The sequence below is a fragment of the Geminocystis sp. M7585_C2015_104 genome (genome assembly GCA_015295805.1).
Classification (GTDB): domain Bacteria; phylum Cyanobacteriota; class Cyanobacteriia; order Cyanobacteriales; family Cyanobacteriaceae; genus DVEF01.
In genome coordinates this window covers 26313-46866 of record DVEF01000021.1, presented here as the reverse complement: position 1 = coordinate 46866, position 20554 = coordinate 26313, and the positions used below count along the sequence as shown (strand labels likewise).

At 43.7% G+C, this 20554-nt stretch carries 22 protein-coding genes; 12 read left to right on the top strand and 10 right to left on the bottom strand.

Annotation, left to right across the window (positions count from 1 at the left end; translation table 11 throughout):
* From IGQ44_02835 to IGQ44_02825, 3 genes are all read left to right on the top strand, one after another.
* Positions 1 to 228, top strand: a 228-nt coding sequence (locus tag IGQ44_02835) for a photosystem II q(b) protein (protein HIK36915.1), incomplete at its 5' end; no start/stop codon positions are given.
* 66 nt (positions 229 to 294) lie between these two features.
* Entirely contained in the window at positions 295 to 1107 is an 813-nt protein-coding gene (locus tag IGQ44_02830) for an ABC transporter permease subunit (protein HIK36914.1), read from the top strand.
* Between the two features lie 8 nt (positions 1108 to 1115).
* Positions 1116 to 2000, top strand: coding sequence for a serine hydrolase (locus IGQ44_02825; protein ID HIK36913.1), 885 nt, complete (start codon positions 1116 to 1118; stop codon positions 1998 to 2000).
* 3 nt (positions 2001 to 2003) lie between these two features.
* On the opposite strand, the gene IGQ44_02820 is transcribed toward IGQ44_02825, so the two are convergent.
* The gene (locus tag IGQ44_02820) at positions 2004 to 2756 is read right to left on the bottom strand and encodes a peptidylprolyl isomerase (GenBank protein ID HIK36912.1); all 753 of its coding nucleotides are present in this window, start codon (positions 2754 to 2756) and stop codon (positions 2004 to 2006) included.
* Between the two features lie 314 nt (positions 2757 to 3070).
* On the opposite strand from IGQ44_02820, the gene IGQ44_02815 reads away from it, so the two are divergent.
* Positions 3071 to 3568, top strand: coding sequence for a hypothetical protein (locus tag IGQ44_02815; protein HIK36911.1), 498 nt, complete (start codon positions 3071 to 3073; stop codon positions 3566 to 3568).
* Positions 3569 to 3675: 107 nt separating this feature from the next.
* Here the strand turns inward: IGQ44_02815 and IGQ44_02810 are convergent, their stop codons facing one another.
* From IGQ44_02810 to IGQ44_02800, 3 genes are all read right to left on the bottom strand, one after another.
* Positions 3676 to 3963 carry a LapA family protein gene (locus IGQ44_02810; protein HIK36910.1) on the bottom strand — a complete coding sequence of 96 codons (288 nt, stop codon included), beginning with the start codon at positions 3961 to 3963 and terminating at the stop codon, positions 3676 to 3678.
* A gap of 39 nt (positions 3964 to 4002) precedes the next feature.
* Positions 4003 to 5598, bottom strand: coding sequence for a glucose-6-phosphate isomerase (locus tag IGQ44_02805; GenBank protein ID HIK36909.1), 1596 nt, complete (start codon positions 5596 to 5598; stop codon positions 4003 to 4005).
* Positions 5599 to 5701: 103 nt separating this feature from the next.
* Positions 5702 to 6181, bottom strand: a complete 480-nt coding sequence (locus tag IGQ44_02800; GenBank protein ID HIK36908.1) for a pentapeptide repeat-containing protein — start codon at positions 6179 to 6181, stop codon at positions 5702 to 5704.
* Positions 6182 to 6305: 124 nt separating this feature from the next.
* On the opposite strand from IGQ44_02800, the gene IGQ44_02795 reads away from it, so the two are divergent.
* Positions 6306 to 6803 (top strand): HNH endonuclease, encoded by a 498-nt coding sequence (locus IGQ44_02795; protein ID HIK36907.1) that lies wholly within the window; start codon positions 6306 to 6308, stop codon positions 6801 to 6803.
* A 103-nt stretch (positions 6804 to 6906) separates the two neighbouring features.
* Positions 6907 to 7290: a hypothetical protein gene (locus IGQ44_02790; protein HIK36906.1), complete on the top strand. Its 384-nt coding sequence runs from the start codon at positions 6907 to 6909 to the stop codon at positions 7288 to 7290.
* A gap of 6 nt (positions 7291 to 7296) precedes the next feature.
* Here the strand turns inward: IGQ44_02790 and IGQ44_02785 are convergent, their stop codons facing one another.
* The 3 genes from IGQ44_02785 to IGQ44_02775 are packed head-to-tail and all read right to left on the bottom strand — an operon-like array spanning position 7297 to position 9691.
* The gene (locus IGQ44_02785; protein ID HIK36905.1) at positions 7297 to 8148 is read right to left on the bottom strand and encodes a M48 family metalloprotease; all 852 of its coding nucleotides are present in this window, start codon (positions 8146 to 8148) and stop codon (positions 7297 to 7299) included.
* Between the two features lie 9 nt (positions 8149 to 8157).
* Positions 8158 to 8589, bottom strand: a complete 432-nt coding sequence (locus IGQ44_02780; protein ID HIK36904.1) for a BlaI/MecI/CopY family transcriptional regulator — start codon at positions 8587 to 8589, stop codon at positions 8158 to 8160.
* A 1-nt stretch (position 8590) separates the two neighbouring features.
* Positions 8591 to 9691 carry a TRAP transporter substrate-binding protein gene (locus IGQ44_02775; protein ID HIK36903.1) on the bottom strand — a complete coding sequence of 367 codons (1101 nt, stop codon included), beginning with the start codon at positions 9689 to 9691 and terminating at the stop codon, positions 8591 to 8593.
* A 146-nt stretch (positions 9692 to 9837) separates the two neighbouring features.
* Here IGQ44_02775 and IGQ44_02770 point away from each other — a divergent pair, with 146 nt between their 5' ends.
* The 3 genes from IGQ44_02770 (at position 9838) to IGQ44_02760 (ending at position 12004) form a co-directional block, all read left to right on the top strand.
* A complete protein-coding gene (locus IGQ44_02770) occupies positions 9838 to 10608 on the top strand; it encodes an HAD family hydrolase (GenBank protein HIK36902.1) in 771 nt (256 codons plus the stop codon).
* Between the two features lie 342 nt (positions 10609 to 10950).
* Positions 10951 to 11298, top strand: a complete 348-nt coding sequence (locus tag IGQ44_02765; protein HIK36901.1) for an NINE protein — start codon at positions 10951 to 10953, stop codon at positions 11296 to 11298.
* Between the two features lie 4 nt (positions 11299 to 11302).
* A complete protein-coding gene (locus tag IGQ44_02760; protein HIK36900.1) occupies positions 11303 to 12004 on the top strand; it encodes a helix-hairpin-helix domain-containing protein in 702 nt (233 codons plus the stop codon).
* Between the two features lie 186 nt (positions 12005 to 12190).
* Here IGQ44_02760 and IGQ44_02755 read toward each other — a convergent pair whose 3' ends face one another.
* Positions 12191 to 13231, bottom strand: a complete 1041-nt coding sequence (locus IGQ44_02755) for an HlyC/CorC family transporter (protein HIK36899.1) — start codon at positions 13229 to 13231, stop codon at positions 12191 to 12193.
* 300 nt (positions 13232 to 13531) lie between these two features.
* Here IGQ44_02755 and ispG point away from each other — a divergent pair, with 300 nt between their 5' ends.
* Together ispG and IGQ44_02745 are read left to right on the top strand one after the other, a co-directional pair.
* Positions 13532 to 14767 (top strand): (E)-4-hydroxy-3-methylbut-2-enyl-diphosphate synthase, encoded by a 1236-nt coding sequence (gene ispG, locus IGQ44_02750; protein ID HIK36898.1) that lies wholly within the window; start codon positions 13532 to 13534, stop codon positions 14765 to 14767.
* A gap of 202 nt (positions 14768 to 14969) precedes the next feature.
* Complete coding sequence (locus IGQ44_02745; GenBank protein ID HIK36897.1) at positions 14970 to 15170, top strand: hypothetical protein; 201 nt, start codon at positions 14970 to 14972, stop codon at positions 15168 to 15170.
* 13 nt (positions 15171 to 15183) lie between these two features.
* Here IGQ44_02745 and IGQ44_02740 read toward each other — a convergent pair whose 3' ends face one another.
* Positions 15184 to 16989 (bottom strand): serine/threonine protein kinase, encoded by a 1806-nt coding sequence (locus IGQ44_02740; GenBank protein ID HIK36896.1) that lies wholly within the window; start codon positions 16987 to 16989, stop codon positions 15184 to 15186.
* Positions 16990 to 17160: 171 nt separating this feature from the next.
* On the bottom strand, positions 17161 to 19095 hold the full coding sequence (sir, locus tag IGQ44_02735; GenBank protein ID HIK36895.1) for a sulfite reductase, ferredoxin dependent: 1935 nt from the start codon (positions 19093 to 19095) through the stop codon (positions 17161 to 17163).
* A 135-nt stretch (positions 19096 to 19230) separates the two neighbouring features.
* On the opposite strand from sir, the gene IGQ44_02730 reads away from it, so the two are divergent.
* Positions 19231 to 20529, top strand: coding sequence for a 2-oxo acid dehydrogenase subunit E2 (locus IGQ44_02730; GenBank protein HIK36894.1), 1299 nt, complete (start codon positions 19231 to 19233; stop codon positions 20527 to 20529).
* Positions 20530 to 20554: the final 25 nt, after the last annotated feature.

Here is a 20554-nt window from a genome sequence, read left to right as displayed (position 1 = left end):
GGGATCTGGTTCACTGCTGTGGGGGTCTCCACCATGGGATTCAACCTCAACGGGTTCAACTTCAACCAGTCTATCTTAGATAGCCAAGGCCGTGTCATCGGGACTTGGGCTGATGTGCTGAACCGTGCTAAAATGGGCATTGAGGTAATGGAAGAGCTCAACGCCCACAACTTCCCCTTGGACTTGGCTAGTGCAGAGCCTGTTTCTGCTCCCGTAATCAACGGCTAAGATAGAGGGAAAAGACGCTCTCCGCAAGGGGGGCGTTTTTTTTTGTTTGTAGATTTTGAAGGGTATATGCGCTACAGCTTACTACAGGCCAAGATTATCACAGCTAATGTTGTGGCGATAATACAGAAAGAACTACAGGGTTACTTGGTGTCGCCCCTCGCCTTCGTGGTGGCGGCAGTATTCTGGCTAATCTCAGGGATGTATTTTTTCCTACTCCTTTTTGGTGAGGGGGGTGTCCTCCAGAGTGTAGCTTTTCAGGAACAACTGGGTAACACTGAGCCGGTGGATGTAGTTTATGAATTTATGCAAATATTTTTTAATTTCCTGGCCTCTCTGACTATGTTTGTCTTGCCCATTTTGTCCATGGGGTTATATGCGGAGGAGAGGAAACGCGGCACTATTGAACTTTTAGCTACCTCTCCTGTGTTCAATTGGGTGGTGGCCTTAGGAAAATTTTTTGGGGTTTTGTTGTTCTTTGTTACTATGATAATTCCCATTCTTGTTTACGAAATAATAATTTTTCCCTCGGCTTCACCCCCTTTGTCTCTGGGAGTGCCTCTTTTGGCTCACTTAGGTCTAATACTTTTTGCTGGCTCAATTTTATCCCTGGGAATGTTTATCTCTTCTCTAACAGAAAGTACAGTGTGGGCCGCAATTTTAACTTTTGTTCTGGTATTAATTCTGTCTATATTGGATGCTTTAGCTAACAATATTGGTAACGATTTTGGGGAGTTATTGGCCAGTTTTTCCCTCATGAAAAACTATGAAAATCTAGTGCGAGGCGTATTCGATACTAGCAACTTGGTGTTGTTTTTGAGCTATATTATCTTAGGTATATTTCTTACCTGTCAGTCTCTAGAACTTCTGCGGTATAAGTAAATAGTTTTATGGCTTTTTTTCGGGCTAATCCCTCCCTGGCAAGGATAACGGAGAATATATTGAAAAAAACCTGGGAGGTGTTTCCTAGTCTGGGAAAAAATCAAATTGCTTTGACGGTAATTGTAGACGATGATCGGAATTCCCCATCAGGATACAGCTGGAGGGGAGAAGAGAAAATTTATCCTGCTAGTGTTGTGAAATTATTCTACCTGGTGGCAATTTATCAGTGGCTGGAGGAGGGAAAAATTAAGCCCTCGGAGGAGTTAAATCGCGCTATCAGAGATATGATAGTGTATTCCAGTAACGATGCCACCAGTTTGGTAGTAGACACCCTTACTAATACTACCTCGGGCCCAGAATTACCACCAGAGGAGTTTGAAAAATGGTGTCGGCAAAGAAATACCATTAACGAGTATTTTCGCGGTTTCCAATGGGAGGAATTCTCTTATATTAATGTTAATCAAAAAACCTGGTGTGATGGACCCTATGGTAGAGAAAGAATATTTGTAGGGGAAAACTATCAAAACCGCAATATGTTAACCACCAATGCAGTGGGGAGACTATTTCATGGCTTGATGAATAACCTAATAGTGTCTCCCGCTGCCTGTGAGAAAATGCGAAACCTGTTGAAAAGAGACGCAAGCAAGAAAAAACTGGAGGTAGGACAGGAGGAGAACCAAATAAATGGGTTTATAGGCGAAGCTATACCAGATAATGCTCAAATTTGGTCAAAAGCCGGTTGGACTTCCACTGTCCGTCATGACGCTGCCTATGTGGTAACCCCTAATAATCCCCCCTTTTTGTTAGTGATTTTCACCGAGGGAAGGGAAAACAGCCGCAATAGGAAAATTATCCCCCACATTGCTAGTCTGTTTGTCCAATCCCTTGGCTGATGACTATCTTTTCAGATTTTCAGCACCAGCTATTACTTCTGCCGATTCGATGCGATCGCCCTGTTTGATGCTTTCCACCACATCCATACCGTCGACAACTCTCCCAAACACGGCATACTTACCATCTAAAAAAGGCAATTCGGCTAAGGTAAAATAAAATTGGGCAGAGGCAGAATCGGGCATTTGTGACCTAGCCATAGCAATAACGCCATATTTGTGTTTCAATTCAGGTGGCTCGTCAACAATGCGACTGTAAATAATATCAGGGGGTGTGGCATTTTCCTGAGTCTCATCGTATTCTGGACGTATTTCTAGGGGAATATAACGGGGTTGTCTAGTCTGAGGATCAATATAACTCCCAGTGCCCAAACGAGACACAGGAATGTTAGAATTGGCACTCTGGGGATCTCCGCCCTGTACTACAAACGGCTGGGGCTCTTTTACTACTCTATGAAACACAGTGCCATTATACACTCCCTTTTGTACCAAGTCCACAAAGTTGCCGGCAGTAATGGGGGCATTGTAGCCATCTACTTCAATAGTAATACTCCTGCCGTTGACCTTCATGACAACGGTGGCTTTGCCTTCCAAACGGGGTAGTTTCATTTCTCTTGCAATTCTGACAGTGGGATTAGTGATTTCGGGTTTGACGCCTTCTGTCTGGGGATTGTTGGCATTTATTTGCTGACATCCCGACAAACTAATTCCGGCGATCATTATCAATGATGCCACAATTTTTAACAGAATTTTTCTCATTTTTTTCTTCAAAACTCCTACCATACAGTCTATTTCCCGTGAGTACATATTAATTTTTGTTAACTTTGAAATATTTGCTTTTGTGGGGTGTATCCTAATTCTAGGGCGAAATAACCATAATAAGGCAAATAGCGGAAATACCATTGCTTTTTTAACAAAACCCGGTGTAATCCGTGTGTGCCGGGCAAAGATTTGCTACTTAGTAGTTAAATGGCTATTTAAATTTGCCCCAACTGCCCAGTTTTGGCATAAAGGGTGCAAATCCCCACTATTGTAGCCAATACAAGCCAAATTGAGTTAGAGGAGGTTAAAAAATGGCTAAGGCATTTGCCAAATTTGTAACAATGTTAATAATTTTTGTGATTACGTGTTTCGCGGTCGTTGGCGTTTTTGCCAAGAGTAAGATTAACTGCATGGTGGTTACTTTTAGCAATGCAACAAAAGTCGGCAATATGGGTGCTACAGTTGCCAGATTTATCAGTTCAAAATTATCTAATAGTCCAAGTTATACTTGCGTTTTTGATGGCAAGCTAAGTTATGACAATCTCCCCGCCGCCCTAGAAAAGGCGCAGAAAAGGGGCACAGACATATTGGTAGCTGGTGTTGTTACAAAGAGTCAGAGAATGGGGGCTTCTGCTACAATCACTTTTGATGCAGATGTCAGATTTGTAAGTGATGGTGCGATAATTTTGGACAATACCTACAGTGCTTCAGGCGCTAATATGAATAAGGCCCTGGATAAGGCAGCTTCTATTTTTTTAATGGATATGGAAAACAATAGCAGTTACATTATGGAGGTTGTTTCTAAATAGCTCTAATTCAATTGATGGAGGGCCTAAAATTCCTAAGAAGGCGATGCCCTTAATTGGCTGGAAGGGATTGAAATTGCAGTCATTTATTTCAAGGCAATTGTTCCCCCTTATTCCCAATCAAAAATGGGGTCTTTTTCTGAATCTTGTTTCTGGGCAAAAGCCCTATTTTTTCTGGGCCTTTTTTGTTTCTTCTCTGGAAAAAGGGGAAGAAATGACCCCACTATAAACCCAAAGGCTACAGTGAAGGAGAGTAGAACTCCCACCGGCAGAGAAATGGATTCAAAAACTAGGAATTTTAGGCTTACCGGTGTAATGTTCTGAATGGATAAAACAGGGAGTAGTAAAAGCCAAAAACTGATGATTATACTTATAAAAAGTCTTCTGGTGGTGAACATAGGTGGAAAAAGAGTGGGCTTTTTTGGCCCACATCCTCACTACCAATTGTAGGATATTCTCAAAGAACTGGGACGGCGTCTGTCTCCCTCAAGGGAAACCCCACGATTGTTGGCAGCTAAATGACGGAGAATTTTATAAATGGCCTCTTTTTCCTCCGGTTTTCCGATTTTTTCAGCAATCTCATCAATGGTAAAGGACTGGTGGTGACTGGCTAAAAGTTCCAGTATCTGTTTTTGCAAAGCTAGAACAGAAGAGGCGGCCTTTTTCCCAGCTTCTACCCCCGGTTGGTGATAGGCGTTTATGTTGATTAGATAAGCATAAATACTCACGGCTCTCTCATACAAGGCAATCAAGGCGCCAACAGTATAGGGGGTGACATCGGGGATGGTGATGGTGATAGAGTCTCTGCCATTGTCATAAAGTGCCTGACGGGTGCCTTGGAGAAAGCCGGAAAGATAGTCGCCACTGGTGATGTATTTTTCTAACTCGGGGGATTTGCCCTCCCTATCTTTTAACACTTCGATGAAGGTAACAAAAAAGTTGGGAATACCCTCCCTTAATTGTTGCACATAAGCGTGTTGGTCCGTAGAGCCCTTGTTGCCATAAACAGCAATCCCTTGATGGACAATGTTACCATCTAAGTCCTTTTCCTTGCCCAGAGACTCCATTATCAGTTGCTGTAGGTAACGACTTAGGAGAATAAGACTATCCTTGTAGGGGATAATTACCATGTCTTTTTCTCCTTTGCCGTTACCGGCATAATACCAAGACAGTGCTAAAAGGGCGGCAGGATTGTTTTTCACATCCCTCTCCCTGGTGGCAATGTCCATATCCCGCGCGCCGGCTAACATAGCATCAATGTCAATACCCTCCAAAGCCGCCGGTAATAAGCCTACGGCAGACATTTCCGACGTCCTACCCCCCACCCAGTCAAACATTGGAAAGCATTCCAGCCATTTTTCTGCCTTCGCTGTCTGATACAACTGACTACTTTCCTCCATCATGGTAATAGCCACGGCATAGCGAGGAAATTCCAACCCCATGCTTTCATATACCAGCTTTGTTTCCAACATGCCATTACGGGTTTCGGGGGTGGTGCCAGACTTGCTTATTACTAGTACCAAAGTAGTATTTAATCTTTCTCTCAGGAGATTAAGAGTGCGATCGAAACCCGCTGGGTCGGTATTATCGAGAAAATGTATTTTTAGGGGGGGATTAATGTCTGCCAAAGCCTGGGAGACGAATTGTGGGCCCAAAGCCGAGCCTCCGATGCCAATAGAGAGGATGTCGGTGAATTTTCGGCCTTGGGGGGTGGTTATTTCGCCGTTGTGGACTTTTTTAGCAAAATCCTTGACTTTTTGGATACACTCCTTGATTTGTTGTCGGATTTGGGGATTTGGCGCAATATCCGGATTGCGTAGCCAATAATGGCCCACCATGCGTTTTTCGTCGGGATTAGCAATGGCTCCTTGTTCCAAAAGTGCTACAGAATCGAAGGCAGAGGCAAACTTAGGTAGCATCCTCTGGTAAAAATCCTCATCAAAACGCATCCGGCTGACATCCACATAAATGTCCAGCTGGGGGTTGTAGTAAAGCCAGTCTTGATACCGTTGCCACAGTTGTAAAGGAGTCATAAATGAGCGATAATCCCAATTATTGTCATCTCCCTATTATTATCCGACTTGTACCCCACAATTAAATTAAAGTTACATTAAAAGAATACATTAAGCAGTACATTCAAGAGCACAAGAGGGTGTCACGGGTATCCCTGCCAGTGACGGGATTAGTGCCACTGGCCACCTTACAAAGCATTTCCTGGACGTAGGGGGTTAGTAGTACATCCGTGAAATCTGCTCCTTCAATCAAAGCCCCCTCAAACTTGGTATTGGTAGCAAAGGCACCTTCCAAAATGGCATTGCGGAGGTTGGCATGGGTGAGTCTAGCCTGATCCAACACGGCATTACGTAAATTGGCTCCTTCCAGATTGGCAGAGTCCATATTAGCACCAAAAAGACTCACCCCCTCCAGGTTGGCATAGCTAAAATTGCTATTACGTAGGTTTGCCTTGTTAAAGGTTGAACCTCGCAAGTCTTGATGGGAAAAATCCGCCTCCTCCAAGTCCCTTTTAGTATAATCCAAAGAGTATGCTGGTGTGCCCAACAGTAATAACCCCATCAGACAAACCAACAATAACTCTACAATCCGACGGAAAACCATCATTTTCCCCCCTTTTGGACCGGCTTTGGTTTTATTTTACCCTAAGACGCCTAGTTAACATTCCTCTGGCAGTTACCAGACATTTGTGCTACCATCGGCTATGAATATTTAACAAACAAAGTTTATGGGAAAGGTTTTAGTATTAAATGCCTCCTATGAACCGCTAAACATAACCAACTGGAAACGTGCGGTTGTCTTACTTTTAAAGGGGAAAGCCGAACAGTTGGAACATAATGGTAAATACGTGTATGAAAAACTGCCTCTCCCTTCGGTAATTCGATTACGCCAATATGTAAAAGTACCCCACAAAGAAATCCCCCTCACCAGAAAGAATATCCTAGAACGAGATCGTTACACTTGTCAATACTGTGGCTATCGTGGTGAACACTTAACTATTGATCATGTTATCCCACGCTCTCGTGGTGGTGGTGACACTTGGGAGAATCTAGTCACTGCCTGTGTCCGTTGTAATATCAAAAAAGGCAACCGCACTCCCAAAGAAGCTAACATGTCTCTCAGCCGTCAACCCAGAAAACCCCACAGCAGTCTTCACTTTGAAATCAATAGACACATTCAAGACAATCTCCATCACGAGTGGCGTAAGTATATTATTGGTGTTTAGGGCTTCAAGATATGAATGTTACATGGGGCGGTACTGCCCCCTTTTGGGCACGGGATATTATAGAGGATAAGAGGGCAAAACCATAACAGGAAAAGGACTACATATGCAGTTAAGCCCAGAGGAGATCCGTTATTATAGGGAACAATTAGCAGGGTTGGAGGTAGCTAACAAAGCCTTGGATGTTATTGAAGAGGCGGAGGGAGATTTAGAAGACGCCGCCACCACCATCGCCCTAGCTGTGGGACAAAATCCTGATAGAATAGACTGGCTAGATGGTTGGGCTAAAAGATGTAGGGCGGCTATTTGTCAGGAAAAAATACGTCAAGATTTGGAAAATAATTATCTGGCCAGTGCAGTTAAATGCCTTTTAGAAGAGAAAATTTGTCCTCCCCTTCTACTCACTCCTTTACTGATTTATGTTGTCAAAAAAGGTGTTAGTCAATTCTGTAAACCTCTTTCTTACCAGTTAAACCCTCACCAACAATAATCTCAACTATCCGACGCTGTGAAACGGGAGAAAAATCCAGGGTATAAAAGCCAGTATTAGCCAGAAGGTTTCTCTATAATTCTCCACTAATTTCCCCTCTCTGTTTTCCAACAAATTTTCGACTCTTTCCCCCAAACGACTGGAGTATAACGGACATTCAAACAACAGTTTTTCTCCGCGGTTATTTAACAAATAGGAGTTGATTATAATCAGAGACTCTGCTACTAGTAAATGGTCTACTTTTTGGCAAGCAAATAAATCCGCCCTTAACTCCCGCATTAGAGCCAGATTTTCCCAAATTTGTTCGCTCTTTGGCAGAGAAAATCCAATAGTCTTTAAACAACTCAACCAGAAAAAGAGAAAGGTATCGCGGTAGTACAAATGGCCCAATTCGTGGGCGATTACTGATTTCAAGTGGGGAGGAGAAAGCAACTTAATCAATCCCTCACTCACTACCAGTTGGGGATTCCATAAACCCACCACGGCGGCATAGGGAAAGGGTGTATCTAGTAATTTGCATGGGTTATCTTCTATAACAATGCCCGGAAAATTTGTCAGCAAAGATTGAATTTGCCACTGCTGGTATAGGTTTTTAAGGATAACAAAAACGGCGTAAATCAGAAAAGCAAGAGAGAGGAAATAACTAAATTTACCCGCTTTTATTCCCCACATCTTTCCCTGGTAACCCATGACAACTACCACCAAGGCAGTCATCAACAAGAGAAGAGGGGGAAAGGCAAAGTGGAATAGTAATTTACCCCAACAAAGTTTGCCATTCTCCGTGGGGGAGGGGATGGGGAAAAAAATCCTTATCCCTACCGCCACAAAAATGGAAGAAACAATCAACAACAGATGCATTTCCCTCTCCTAATCCCCCTGCTGTGTTTTCTCTCTCTGGTTTTTAATTTCGGCTAGTCTGGCGGCGATAGCCTGCAGTTTGTCTATACTGGTGGCATCAAGGCTATCGGCAAAGGAAGCCACCACGTCGGGATTACTAACAGCTAGGAAGTTATGTAGTCTCTCATAAGAAAGTATAGCTTGCGCCTGCTCCCGGGAGACAAGGGGATACCAATAAAAAGCGCGCCCTTTTTTTTCGTAGGCAATCCAGCCTTTTTTAGCAAGTCTCTGTAAAACCGTCATCACGGAGGCATATGCCAGCTCCCGGTCAGGATCAGTTAGAATACGATCATGAATATCCTTGGCACTAGCATAACCCAAATCCCAAACAATATCCAAGATTTCCCTTTCTAAAAAGCCGAGAGAGAGTTTTTTTGGTCGATATTGCGGTAAAAAAGACATACTAGGCGCGGTGGACAAAATTGGCAAAACTCAACTCATTGATAGAATTCCATTGTATAATTCCTTTCCTAAATTCCTGCCATGATTGATAGATTTCTTTAAACATGGGATTCTGGGCGGAAATTTTCTCGTAAATCTCAAAAGCGATTTTCTCTGCCTGCTTTAGAATGTCATCCGGAAAGGGGTTTAGTTTTGTGCCACCTGCCAGTAGTCTTCGTAAAGCCTGTTGATTGACGAAATCATAATGGGCTAGCATGGACATATTAGCCTCCTTTGCCGCCACCTCCAGCATGCTTTGATATTCTTTAGGCAGTTTTTCCCAGGCCCTCTTGTTAACAAACAATTCCAAAGTTGCCCCAGGCTCCCACCAGCCGGGATAATAGTAATACTGGGCCACCTTATTCAAACCCAGTTTTTCGTCATCATAGGGCCCTACCCATTCTGCCGCGTCGATAGCACCCCTGTCAAGGGCTAAAAACAATTCACCACCGGGGATATTTTGGACAGTCACCCCCAAAGCCGCCATCACTTCCCCCCCCAAGCCGGGAATACGCATTTTTAACCCCCTCAAATCACTGGCAGACTTAATCTCCCGCTTAAACCATCCTCCCATTTGCGCCCCTGTGCTGCCGGCAGGAAAATTGATAATATTAAAATCGGCATACACCTTCCGCATGGCTTCCAATCCTCCTCCATAATACCACCACGCATTTTGTTGGGCTGGTAATAAGCCAAAAGGCAAGGAGGTGGCAAAGGCCAAAGCGGAATTTTTACCAATATAATAATAACCGGCACTGTGTCCACATTCTACTGTCCCATTCTGGACAGCATCAAATACTTCCAATCCTGGTACAATCTCTCCAGCAGCATAGGGGGTAATTTGGAATTTACCCCCACTCAATTCCTTAACTCGACTGCACAAACTCTCCACTGCCCCGTATATAGTATCCAACGATTTTGGCCAACTTGTTACCATTCGCCAACGCACTTCTGGTAAACTATTAGCCACGACTGTAGTCTTATTCTGGCTTTGACAGGAAACCAGGGTAGCCGAAGTCACTGCCGTAATCGTGGCGTTAGTCAAAAATTGTCTTCTTTTCATCAATTCTTTCCCTACTTTTTCTCTTCCATCATGGAATTATACAATCAGGGGAATGGGGGTAGGGTGTGGGGAGAGGATGTAGGTGTTTATAATTATAAATTCCCACAGCAAAGAATCCACTGAGCAGAGATAGACGGTAAGGAAACATGGAGGAAAAATATAAATTAACAAATACCTGTCGAATTCGTTGTAGAGGTCGTTTATTTGCCGAAATTGGAGCTATAATCTTTGACAAGGACGGCACTCTGGCAGATTCTGAGGATTTTTTACGTCAACTGGCTATTAATAGGGCAAGATTAATTGACGCCAAAATTCCAGGGATTTATCCATCTCTGTTAAAAGCCTTTGGTGTGGGAGAAAACTATTTCAACCCTAGTGGTTTAATGGCAGTAGGAAGTAACCGAGAAAATCAAATAGTTGCCGCCGGTTATATCGCCGCAGAAACCGGCAAGAGTTGGTTTGAAGCCTTAACCATTGCCGCCTCTTGTTTCGAGGAAGCAGAAAAGGCATTACCCAAAAGAGGTTACATCTCTCCCCTGTTTGCCGGCAGTCTGGAGGTAATCCAACGGCTATCCGCAAAGGGGTTAAAATTAGCTATTCTCTCCGCTGATACCACCCAAAATATAAGAGACTTTGTCGAAACCCACCAGCTAACCCCCTACATAGATTTCATCATGGGAGTAGACGGCCATATCTCTAAACCCGACCCTCGGTTATATCTTGCTGTTTGTGACAAAATAGGGGTGAAACCGGAAAATACCCTCATGGTGGGAGATTCCCAAGGGGATATTGCCATGGCAAGAAAAGCCAATGCTGGTGGCGTCATTGGTATCTGTTGGAAATTATCTTATCCCTGCCACCTACAACAAGCAGATGTTGTCATACACGACTTGGCAGAAATTCAGGTAGACAACTGAGTCTCAGTTTTATTGAGTCTTAGTTTTATGTCATTTTTTCCTCATCTAACAAAAATTGGTAACAATAACACCAATATTTTTTCCCTTTCAATATAATGTAGTTAGCCCCCTATTTTTGCCCCTTAACGGGTGTAGGTATGTTCTTCCTTAATAAAATTAAACCTTTGCCCTACCTGCTTCTGGGCATCGTTATATTTTCTTCAAGTTCTTTAACAAATTTTAACTTCTGGCTAAGAGGCTATATTGCCATGCTAGAAACCCAAATTTGTCTGGTGTTTTTATATTTTTTGCTTGGCAAATTAACTAAAACTGGTAAACAAAAATCTCTAGGGGAGGAAGGTTATGAGAAATAGAGTCATAGCTATACTGTTAACACTTTTTCTAGGCGCCCTTGGCATACACAAATTTTACCTGGGGGAAAATATGGCCGGGGTATTGTATCTCATTTTCTGCTGGACTGGAATCCCCGCAATATTATCTATTTTTGATTTAATAGGATTATCGCTGATGTCTGATGAGCGTTTTAACAGAAAATACAATCCCCATTTGGCGGAAAACACAGGCTTTTCTGGGAAAATACCTACAGATGTAGTTAACACATTAAGGGAGTTAAAACAACTGTATGACTCTGGTATAATTACAGCAGAAGAATACGAAAGAAAAAGAAGAAAATATTTGGATTCCCTGTAAACCTATGTCAAATTTACCAGCTAATGTTAGGAAAACACCTAAATGGGTGTGGTTTTCTGTTATACCGGTTTTTGGTGGTTTAGCCTTGGTTTATGCCGGCAGTAAAGCCAACTTCAAGTCCTGGATTTGGCTGGGATTAGGTTTTACTATATCCAGTTGGATTTTTAGTGGCAATCAAATAGGATTTCTAATCTGGATTGCGCAAATAGTAACCAGTTTCTCCCTGAAAAATAAATATCAGCTGAAAGTAAACGCGGATAACCTGGAAATTAGTGATAGAAGAATAGCACAACTGGTAGCAGAGCATAGGGGGAGAAAAATAGATATAAATACTGCCTCTAAAGACGATTTGGTTTATGGCCTAGACCTACCTATTGTTTATGCTAATCAGATTGAGGAAATCAGAAAAGAGGGTTTTATTTTTACTAGTTTAGAGGAGTTAGTCGAGGTAGCGGGTATTCCGGAAAAAATAGTCCATGACAGAGAACCTCTAATCACATTTAGCTATGATATCAAACAGGATTATGGAGTGTCTTGGCGACGTTTGAATACATATTCAGAGGAGCAATTAATCGCCGCAGGAATTGAGCCAAAGGCGGCAAGGTTAATAGTTTTGGAGAGACAGAAAAATGGGCCATACAATTCAGTCATAGATGTAAAAAAACGCACAGGCTTGCCCCTTAGCTATTACCAACACCTAATCTGACTATTAGATCAGGCCGACGGCTATAATAAATCAAGCTGATACGGTGAATGACTGCAATTCACAGTTTTGGATATGTTTAAAAATTTGTTATGACTGATATAATGCACAACTAATCAATATCCTGCCAAGAATTTGATTGCCAGTTTTTTAGGCCTAAACATCGAGAATTTTAAACAGGGTTTATGTCTAAATTTCAATGCCTTTAGACAGGAGTAGTCTTTCTCGTTTTCTCCTAGCAATTTCTCTTATATTGGCTGTTTTATCCGTCTCGTCTACAATGTCTCCAGTCAAAACCTCTAATACGTCTTCCAGACTGACAACCCCGGCAACTCCCCCAAATTCATCTACCACCACCATTAAATGTTGTCTTAATTCCTGAAAGTGTTTTAATAAATAATCCGCCCTCATGGTTTCCGGCACAAAATTTGCAGGCTTGGCTAAGTTAGCTACCTTTTCTTCTCCCCTGCCTTGAATAATTGCTGTTAGTAATTCATTTTTGAGAGCAATACCAACTACTTCGTCAATGGAGTCTTTTACTACTATAATGCGAGAGTGTTCGGAATCTATAATTGCCTGCTTACACTCGTTTAAAGTCAGATTACCCCTGAGATAAGTAATAAGAATCCTAGGAGTCATTAAATCTCCAGCTGACAAGTCATTAAGATGGAAAACACGATTAATCATCTCTGCCTCATCCGCCTCAATTACCCCCTCATTCCTGCCAATATTTGTTAGTAGCTTTATTTCCATTTCGTTGGTGGTAGGCAGAATTTTATCCCCCGTAAAGGGAGTGGTTATCTTCTCCATTGTCCACACAAAAGGAGTCAAAACAAAGGCAATAGATTTAACCGGTATTGCTAGCCACAATGCCAGATTTTCCGCATATCTCTGCCCCATGGTTTTCGGCAAAATTTCACCGAAAATAATAATCAAGAAAGTTAGCAGAGTAGAAACAAATCCTAGCCATCTACTCCCCAAGGTTTCCGTTACAGTGGTGCCTACCAAAACACTACCCACAATGTTAAAAATATTGTTCAGAATCACAATAGCTGCTATGGGACGATTTATTTTCTTTTTTATCTGCAGTAAAACCGAAGCTGCTGTTTTTTTTGATTGAGCCCATTGTTTGACCCTTATGTCAGAAACAGAGAGTAAAACCGTCTCCGTTAACGAACAAAAAGCTGAGCCAAGAATAACGACTATAATTGTGACAATAAGACTAAACATTAATTCAATAAAAAACAAAAATATGCTACAATGATGAAATGCATAAACAACAAAATATAATAGTTCTCAGGTCTTTAAAACATAGAACAGTTTAAAGAATAAAGGCCATATTGGGTCCACAGATGAGGATTGTAATGCCATTTCCACCTAGGCTCGAGAAGGCAAATAAAACAGCTAAGAAGAATTATATCATGTTTCCTCATCTAACCCACTGCATTGCCCTCAGTCCAACCGAAACTGACCATTCTAGATTACAATAAGAGGGAAAAAAAAAGCCAATTTAGCTATAAAAATAAAACCATGCAAACTATTGATAAACCTACCAATCCCAGTGGCATACCCCTTCCGGACGATCCTAGACTATTTGATACTACAATTCATCGTAGGAAAACCCGCCCTGTAAAAGTGGGCAACGTGACTATCGGGGGTGGACACCCAGTGGTGGTACAATCCATGATTAACGAGGATACTCTGGATGTGGATGCCTCCGTGGCCGCCATTCGTCGTCTCCACGAAATGGGTTGTGAGATAGTAAGGGTAACTGTACCCAGTCTAGCCCATGCTAAGGCGGTAAGGGACATTAAAGCTAAATTGGAGGATACCTATAAACCTGTGCCTCTGGTGGCAGATGTGCATCACAATGGCATGAAAATCGCCCTGGAGGTGGCAAAATATGTGGACAAGGTGAGAATAAACCCAGGCTTGTATGTGTTTGAAAAGCCCAAGGAGAATCGCACCTGTTACACAGAGGAAGAATTTGCCGAAATAGGGGAAAAAATCAAGCAAACCCTCGAACCTCTGGTATTATCTCTAAAAGAACAGGGGAAAGCCATGCGTATAGGCGTAAACCATGGCTCATTGTCAGAAAGAATGCTATTCACCTACGGGGATACTCCAGAGGGGATGGTACAATCTGCCCTAGAATTTATCAGAATCTGTGAATCTCTAGATTTCCGCAATCTAGTTATATCCCTAAAGGCTTCCCGGGTGCCAGTGATGATAGCCGCTAACCGTTTAATGGTTAAACGCATGGATGAGTTGGGGATGGATTACCCCATACACCTGGGAGTCACAGAGGCGGGGGATGGCGAATATGGTAGAATTAAATCCACCGCCGGCATTGCCACTCTCCTGGCTGAGGGCATCGGTGATACCATCCGTGTCTCCCTCACCGAAGCCCCAGAAAAAGAAATACCAGTTTGCTATGAAATACTCCAAGCCCTAGGTTTACGCCGAACCATGGTAGAATATGTAGCCTGCCCCTCCTGTGGTCGTACTCTCTTTAATCTGGAAAAGGTACTACATGAGGTGAGAGAGGCTACTAAACATCTGACTGGCTTAAATATAGCTGTAATGGGCTGTATTGTGAATGGCCCCGGGGAAATGGCAGATGCTGACTATGGTTATGTGGGCAAACAACCGGGATATATAGCGTTGTATCGTGGAAGGGAGGAAATTAAAAGAGTGCCCCAGGAAGATGGGGTGAAGGAGTTAATTAATCTGATTAAGGCAGACGGGCGTTGGGTTGATCCCTAAATGCCCTGGCGGCTACTACTGTATTCCTAGTATGGGCTTATGGTTTCATAACATGCCCCTAGCCGCCAACCACCACATCCCACCCCCTCCTACCCCCTACCCCCTAAATCCTATCTTTCCTACCCCTTAAGGCCTTGTGGCCACCGGCAATGCTATCATTTTTTCAAAAGCCCCCCACAGTACGGGAGATTAGACTATGTATCTGACTGTTAAGAGTGGTCTTTTACTTATGCTCTGTTGTGTTGCTAGTATAGCAATGGTAGGCTGTTTGTTTGAATTGGGCTCGGGAATGCCCGACTTGGGTCAAACTAATACTATCCTAATTCTGGCAGCCAGTGTCCCTACTTCGGTGGTTTCCTTTGTACTGGCAGTAAAAGACGCCCGTGCCAATCTGGAGAAATAGCGAGTCTTCTTGTTTATTTCCCCTTTGTGATTCTATATTCCTCTAGGGGCACTATTTTCCTATTGATGTTATCTACACTAACTTTTATTTCGTAGACTAGGAGTTTTTGTTGTCCATCTTTCTCCCCTAGGAGGATGATTTTATCTTCCAACAGGGGGGCAGCGGAGTTAATTCTATCTACAATTCCTATTTTTGATTCCCCCATCATCTCTCCATCTAAGCCTACTAGGGCTATTTTACCATCCCTGTTTATACAACAAAAACCTTCGTTGAGGGGTAGATAATAATCGGCATAGAAACTCAGGGGAATTCTTTGCACTGAAAAAGGATAAAACTTAATTAAAATCATGTTATTTGTTTGTTTTTCCCTGGCTAAAAATGCCTTAGATTCCCGGGAATGAAAGACTACTCCTGTCAAAGGCACAAATACAGTATAGGTGTCATACCACATGCCTCTTCTGTTAAAAAACCGGAAATAAGTGTAGTCCTTATTGATGTTATCTTGGGTGTAAATCACCACGCCATGACGACGATCTAGTCCTATAATTTGTTTGGGAATAAACTCTTTAATTAGGGGGGTAACTGGGGCTAACTTTTTGAGATTGATTAACTGAAATCCCTCCTCTTCATGTTTAATTTTACTGACTGCCAACCAACTACCATCCGTGGCTGCTCCATAGCGCAAATCACTGGTTTTTATTCCCAAAATTTGACATTTTTGTCCGTGACAGTGGTAAAAATCAAAATAGGGGAGTGAGTCTCCGCCCGTAGCTACAAGACATCCATTCTCCAATACGGTTAGGTGTTTTACAACCCTCTCAAAAAAATAAAGAGTCTTAAAACAAAACTCAAATACTTTCTTCCTGGAGTTGAAGAGAAAAGTCTTGACCACTACTTTCTTGTCACCTGCCAGGTATATTGCCCTGTCTCTAGTCACTATAAAATTAACCTTTTCTTGGAGCAAATTTTGTTGAATCAAATTTAGAGATAACCGGTTAGGAAGCAGTTTGTCGTAAAAAGAAACCCCGGAATCCTCCAGCTCGAGGATTGCCCTCAGGATTTCCCCCTTCATTTCTAGGGCAGTGCGGAAACGGTGTTGGGGTAATTTTTGAAGGGCCTGTCTTAGAATTAGACGCAAACTGGCAGGGAGATTTTTTGGGAAGACAGGAGGGCGATTTAAATGGCCTAACATTATCTCATAGGGGCTTCCTTTAAATGGCCTATCTCCCACTAATAATTCATAGAGGATAACCCCTGTGGCATAAATGTCCGAGGCATAATAATATTTGCCATAAAATTGCTCTGGCGCCATATAGGCGGGGGATCCTGTATCACCAACGCTTCCATTTGTATCTTCTCTTTCAATTTTAGCTACGCCAAAGTCGGAGATTTTAGCCTTCCACCCCTGACTGGTAACCGACAAAAGGATATTTTCTGGTTTCAAGTCGCGGTGGATAATCCCCTCAGTGTGGGCATAGTGTAAACCGTCTAGAATATCTAAAACAATCTTTAACCTTTGTAACAAACTAATAGTCTGACTCTTGCAGATTAAATCCCTGAGACTTCCCCCCTCACAGTATTCTGTCACTAAATATCTTTTGTCGCCGCTATGAGCAACGCCATAACAACGGATAATATTGGGGTGTTCTAGTTTCAGGAGAATGCGAATTTCCCTCAAAAACCTTTTGGTAGAGAACTTTTGAGGGTTTAATTCTTTTAGGGCCACTAATTCTCCCGTTTCCCTGACAATTGCCCCGTAAACTTTGCCAAATTGCCCTTCTCCTACCAGTCCGACTGTTCTATAGTGGGGATTTTTCACGATTTTACTTTTAAATGCCTAACAGGGATGGTTTTTACTATACCACAAAAAGTTAAGGATATGGGAAAACTACAGAAAAAATTAAGGCATGTGGGCCAGAATCAAGGAAAAAAAGAGAGGAGGGCAAAAACAAACCCATCCTCCAGGGCAAAAGGCTAAAATGGGAGAATGCTATTTTTCACTGCCAAAATATTTCTCTAAGGCAGCTGCAACAATTTGACTCATTGGCTTTTTCTCTGCTTGGGAAATAGCCTTTAATTTCTGATACCAAAACTCACTTACACTGATGCGATGTTCCTGTCTTCTACTACGGGTTTTCCGGTCAGTTTTTTTACCAGTATTATCGCTTTTTGGCTGATATTTACTGGCAAATTCCCTTAGGGAATCAAAACCAACCCGATGACAAAATTCCCCAAAAGTCTCCCCGGGTTGCTTATAGTCGCGGAAGTATACCAAAAGGGGTTCTAAAAAGGACTCCAAATCGGCTATATTGAGTTTATCTAGATAGGGACTGGCTAAGCGGGTTTGATGGGGGTTGCCACCTAACCACACTTGATAGACGTCGGGAGACTCCCCTACAAAACCTAATTCTGCCATATAGGGGCGGGCACAACCGTTGGGGCAACCAGTCATGCGGATAACAAAAGTCTCCTCCGCCATCCCCAGTTTGGCCAAAAGGGCGTCAATACGCGCCAAAACACTGGGGAAAACTCGCTCAGATTCAGTAATGGCCAAACCGCAGGTGGGCAAAGCAGGACAGGCCATGGCATAACGGGTAAGGTGGTTGACTTTGTCAGGATTTACCTCAACCCCGTGTTGTTGGAATATGGCCTCAATATCCTGCTGCCACTCTGGTTGAATGTCGTAGAGAATCAGGTTTTGGTGGGGGGTAACACGGCTGGGGAGTTGATATTTGCCGATAACTTCCCTGAGGGCATCTTTGAGACGGGAACCCCCATCATTCTTTATTCTACCATTTTCGATGGACAGACCAAAAAAGAGTTTACCATCCCCTTGCTCATGCCAGCCCAGATAATCTTTGTACCTCCATGGCGGCAAAGGCTTAAAGGGCTGTAGGGGTTTGCCAAAATATTCTTGTACCTTCTGACGAAACCTGTCTACCCCCCAGTCATGAATCAGATACTTCAAACGGGCACGTCTTCTGTCACTGCGATTGCCGTAATCCCTTTGGGTGGCCACTACTGCCTTGACTAGCTCAAAAATGTCCTCTTTGTCCACATAGCCAATCTCATCGGCTAGCCTGGGGAAAGTCTCTTCCTTGCGATGGGTTCGTCCCAATCCCCCGCCTGCCAGTACGTTGAATCCTTGTAGTTTGCCATGTTCGTCTGTAATTACAACCAAACCTAAATCGTGGGTGTAAATGTCTACTGAATTATCGCCGGGCACAGTGACAGCACATTTGAACTTGCGGGGCATGTAATTGGTGCCGTAGATAGGCTCAGGGGAATCAGGGAAAATAGTGCCATTAGTATTTTTAAGACGGGCAGCCTTCACCTCTGGGGCTTCCTCGGCGGTGATAATTTTCTCCCCATCCAGCCAGATTTCATAATAGGCGCCGGTTTGGGGGGTGAGTAAGTCGGCCACCTTTTGGGCATATTCCCAGGCGTACTGGTATTCAGGACGGTTTTTATAGGGGGCAGGGGGTGCCATGACATTGCGGTTAACATCGCCACAGGCTCCTAGGGTTGAACCCATGTTGCGGATAATAGTGGCTATAACCGTCTTTAGGTTTTTCTTCAATACCCCGTGGAGTTGAAAACCCTGTCTCGTTGTAGCTCTTATTGTGTTATTTCCGTAATCAGTTGCCAGTCTGTCGAGGGTGAGATATAGTTGGGGGGGCACATAACCGGCGGGGGTGCGGGTGCGCAACATAAACTGGTAGTCCTTTTCTTGCCCCTTTTTACGATTATCTCGATTATCCTGTTGATAGGAGCCGTGGAATTTCAGTATTTGCACCCCATCCTCACTGAAGTGGGTAGTATCTTGGTTTATCTCCGTAGCTATAGGCTCCCTCAAAAAATTACTCCTCTCCTTGATAGTCTCTACCCTGGAGAGTTTCTTTGGTGCGTCGGCACTAGTAGTCATTATAGGACATGTTGAGTAGGTGTATCTGTTTCCATTTTAAGGCGATCGCCCCCTAAAGGCAAAAGCAAAATAAATGCCACCTGCCAACTGATATAATTGTAGGTTTGAACGTTTATAGAAAAGTTACAAGGATAGATGATTTACGAGATATTCATGCCGGCTCTCAGTTCCACCATGACAGAGGGCAAAATAGTTTCCTGGGAGAAAAAACCCGGCGATAGGGTGGAAAAGGGGGAAACCATCCTGGTGGTAGAGTCGGACAAAGCAGATATGGATGTAGAGTCCTTCTACTCTGGCTATTTGGCCACCATTATAGTACCAGCAGGGGAACAGGCGCCAGTGGGCAAAACCATTGGTTACATAGCCGAAACAGAGGCAGAAATCGAGGAAGCCAGGAGAAGAGCACAACAGCTTACTACAAGTACAGCTGCTACCGCAGACACTCCCCTAACCCCACCTACGCCAGCAACAGCCACGGCTACGGGCCCGGCAGCCACAGCCACAGTACAGACACCCCTCCCCACCAATGGCGGCAGTGGCCGTATCATAGCCTCTCCTAGGGCGAAAAAACTGGCTAGGGAGTTAAATGTGGATTTGCGCACCATCAAAGGCACAGGAGTCAACGGGAGGATTACTGCAGAAGACGTGGAAAGGGCGGCCGGAAAAGTTTCTACTACACCAGTAACCTCTCACACAGCTCCCAGTTCCAGTTTCGTGCCCTCTTTTAGCCAAGAAGCGACTACTGCGCCAACTGCCCCTCCGGGAGAAACGGTGCCTTTCAACACCCTGCAACAGGCAGTGGTGCGCAACATGGTGGCCAGTCTCCATGTACCTACCTTCCAAGTCAGCTATGACATTACCACTAACGCTCTGGAGGAGTTATACCGCAAAATCAAACCCAGGGGCGTCACTATGACTGTCCTATTGGCCAAGGCGGTGGCAGTCACCCTGGAGAAACATCCCCTCCTCAATGCCACCTACACTGAAGGAGGAATAAAATATAATGATGCCATCAACATCGCAGTGGCCGTAGCTATGCCCGATGGCGGTTTGATTACACCAGTGTTGAAAAACGCCGCCAGTCTAGACATATACTCCCTCGCCCGTAACTGGCAAGACTTGGTAAATCGCGCCCGCGCCAAACAACTACAACCGGACGAGTATAGCACTGGCACCTTCACTATTTCTAACTTGGGGATGTATGGTGTCAGTCAGTTTAATGCTATTCTCCCCCCAGGACAAGGTGCTATCCTGGCCATAGGCGGTACTCGCCCCACAGTGGTTGCCAACAAGGAGGGCTTGTTTGGCATCTTCAACCGCATGACTGTTACCATCACCTGTGATCACCGTATCATTTATGGGGCTCATGCAGCGGCCTTCCTTCAGGATTTGGCCTCTGTCATCGAAAATGACCCCCATTCCCTGACTCTGTAGTGTCTTTCCCCCCCTGGAGGGGGGT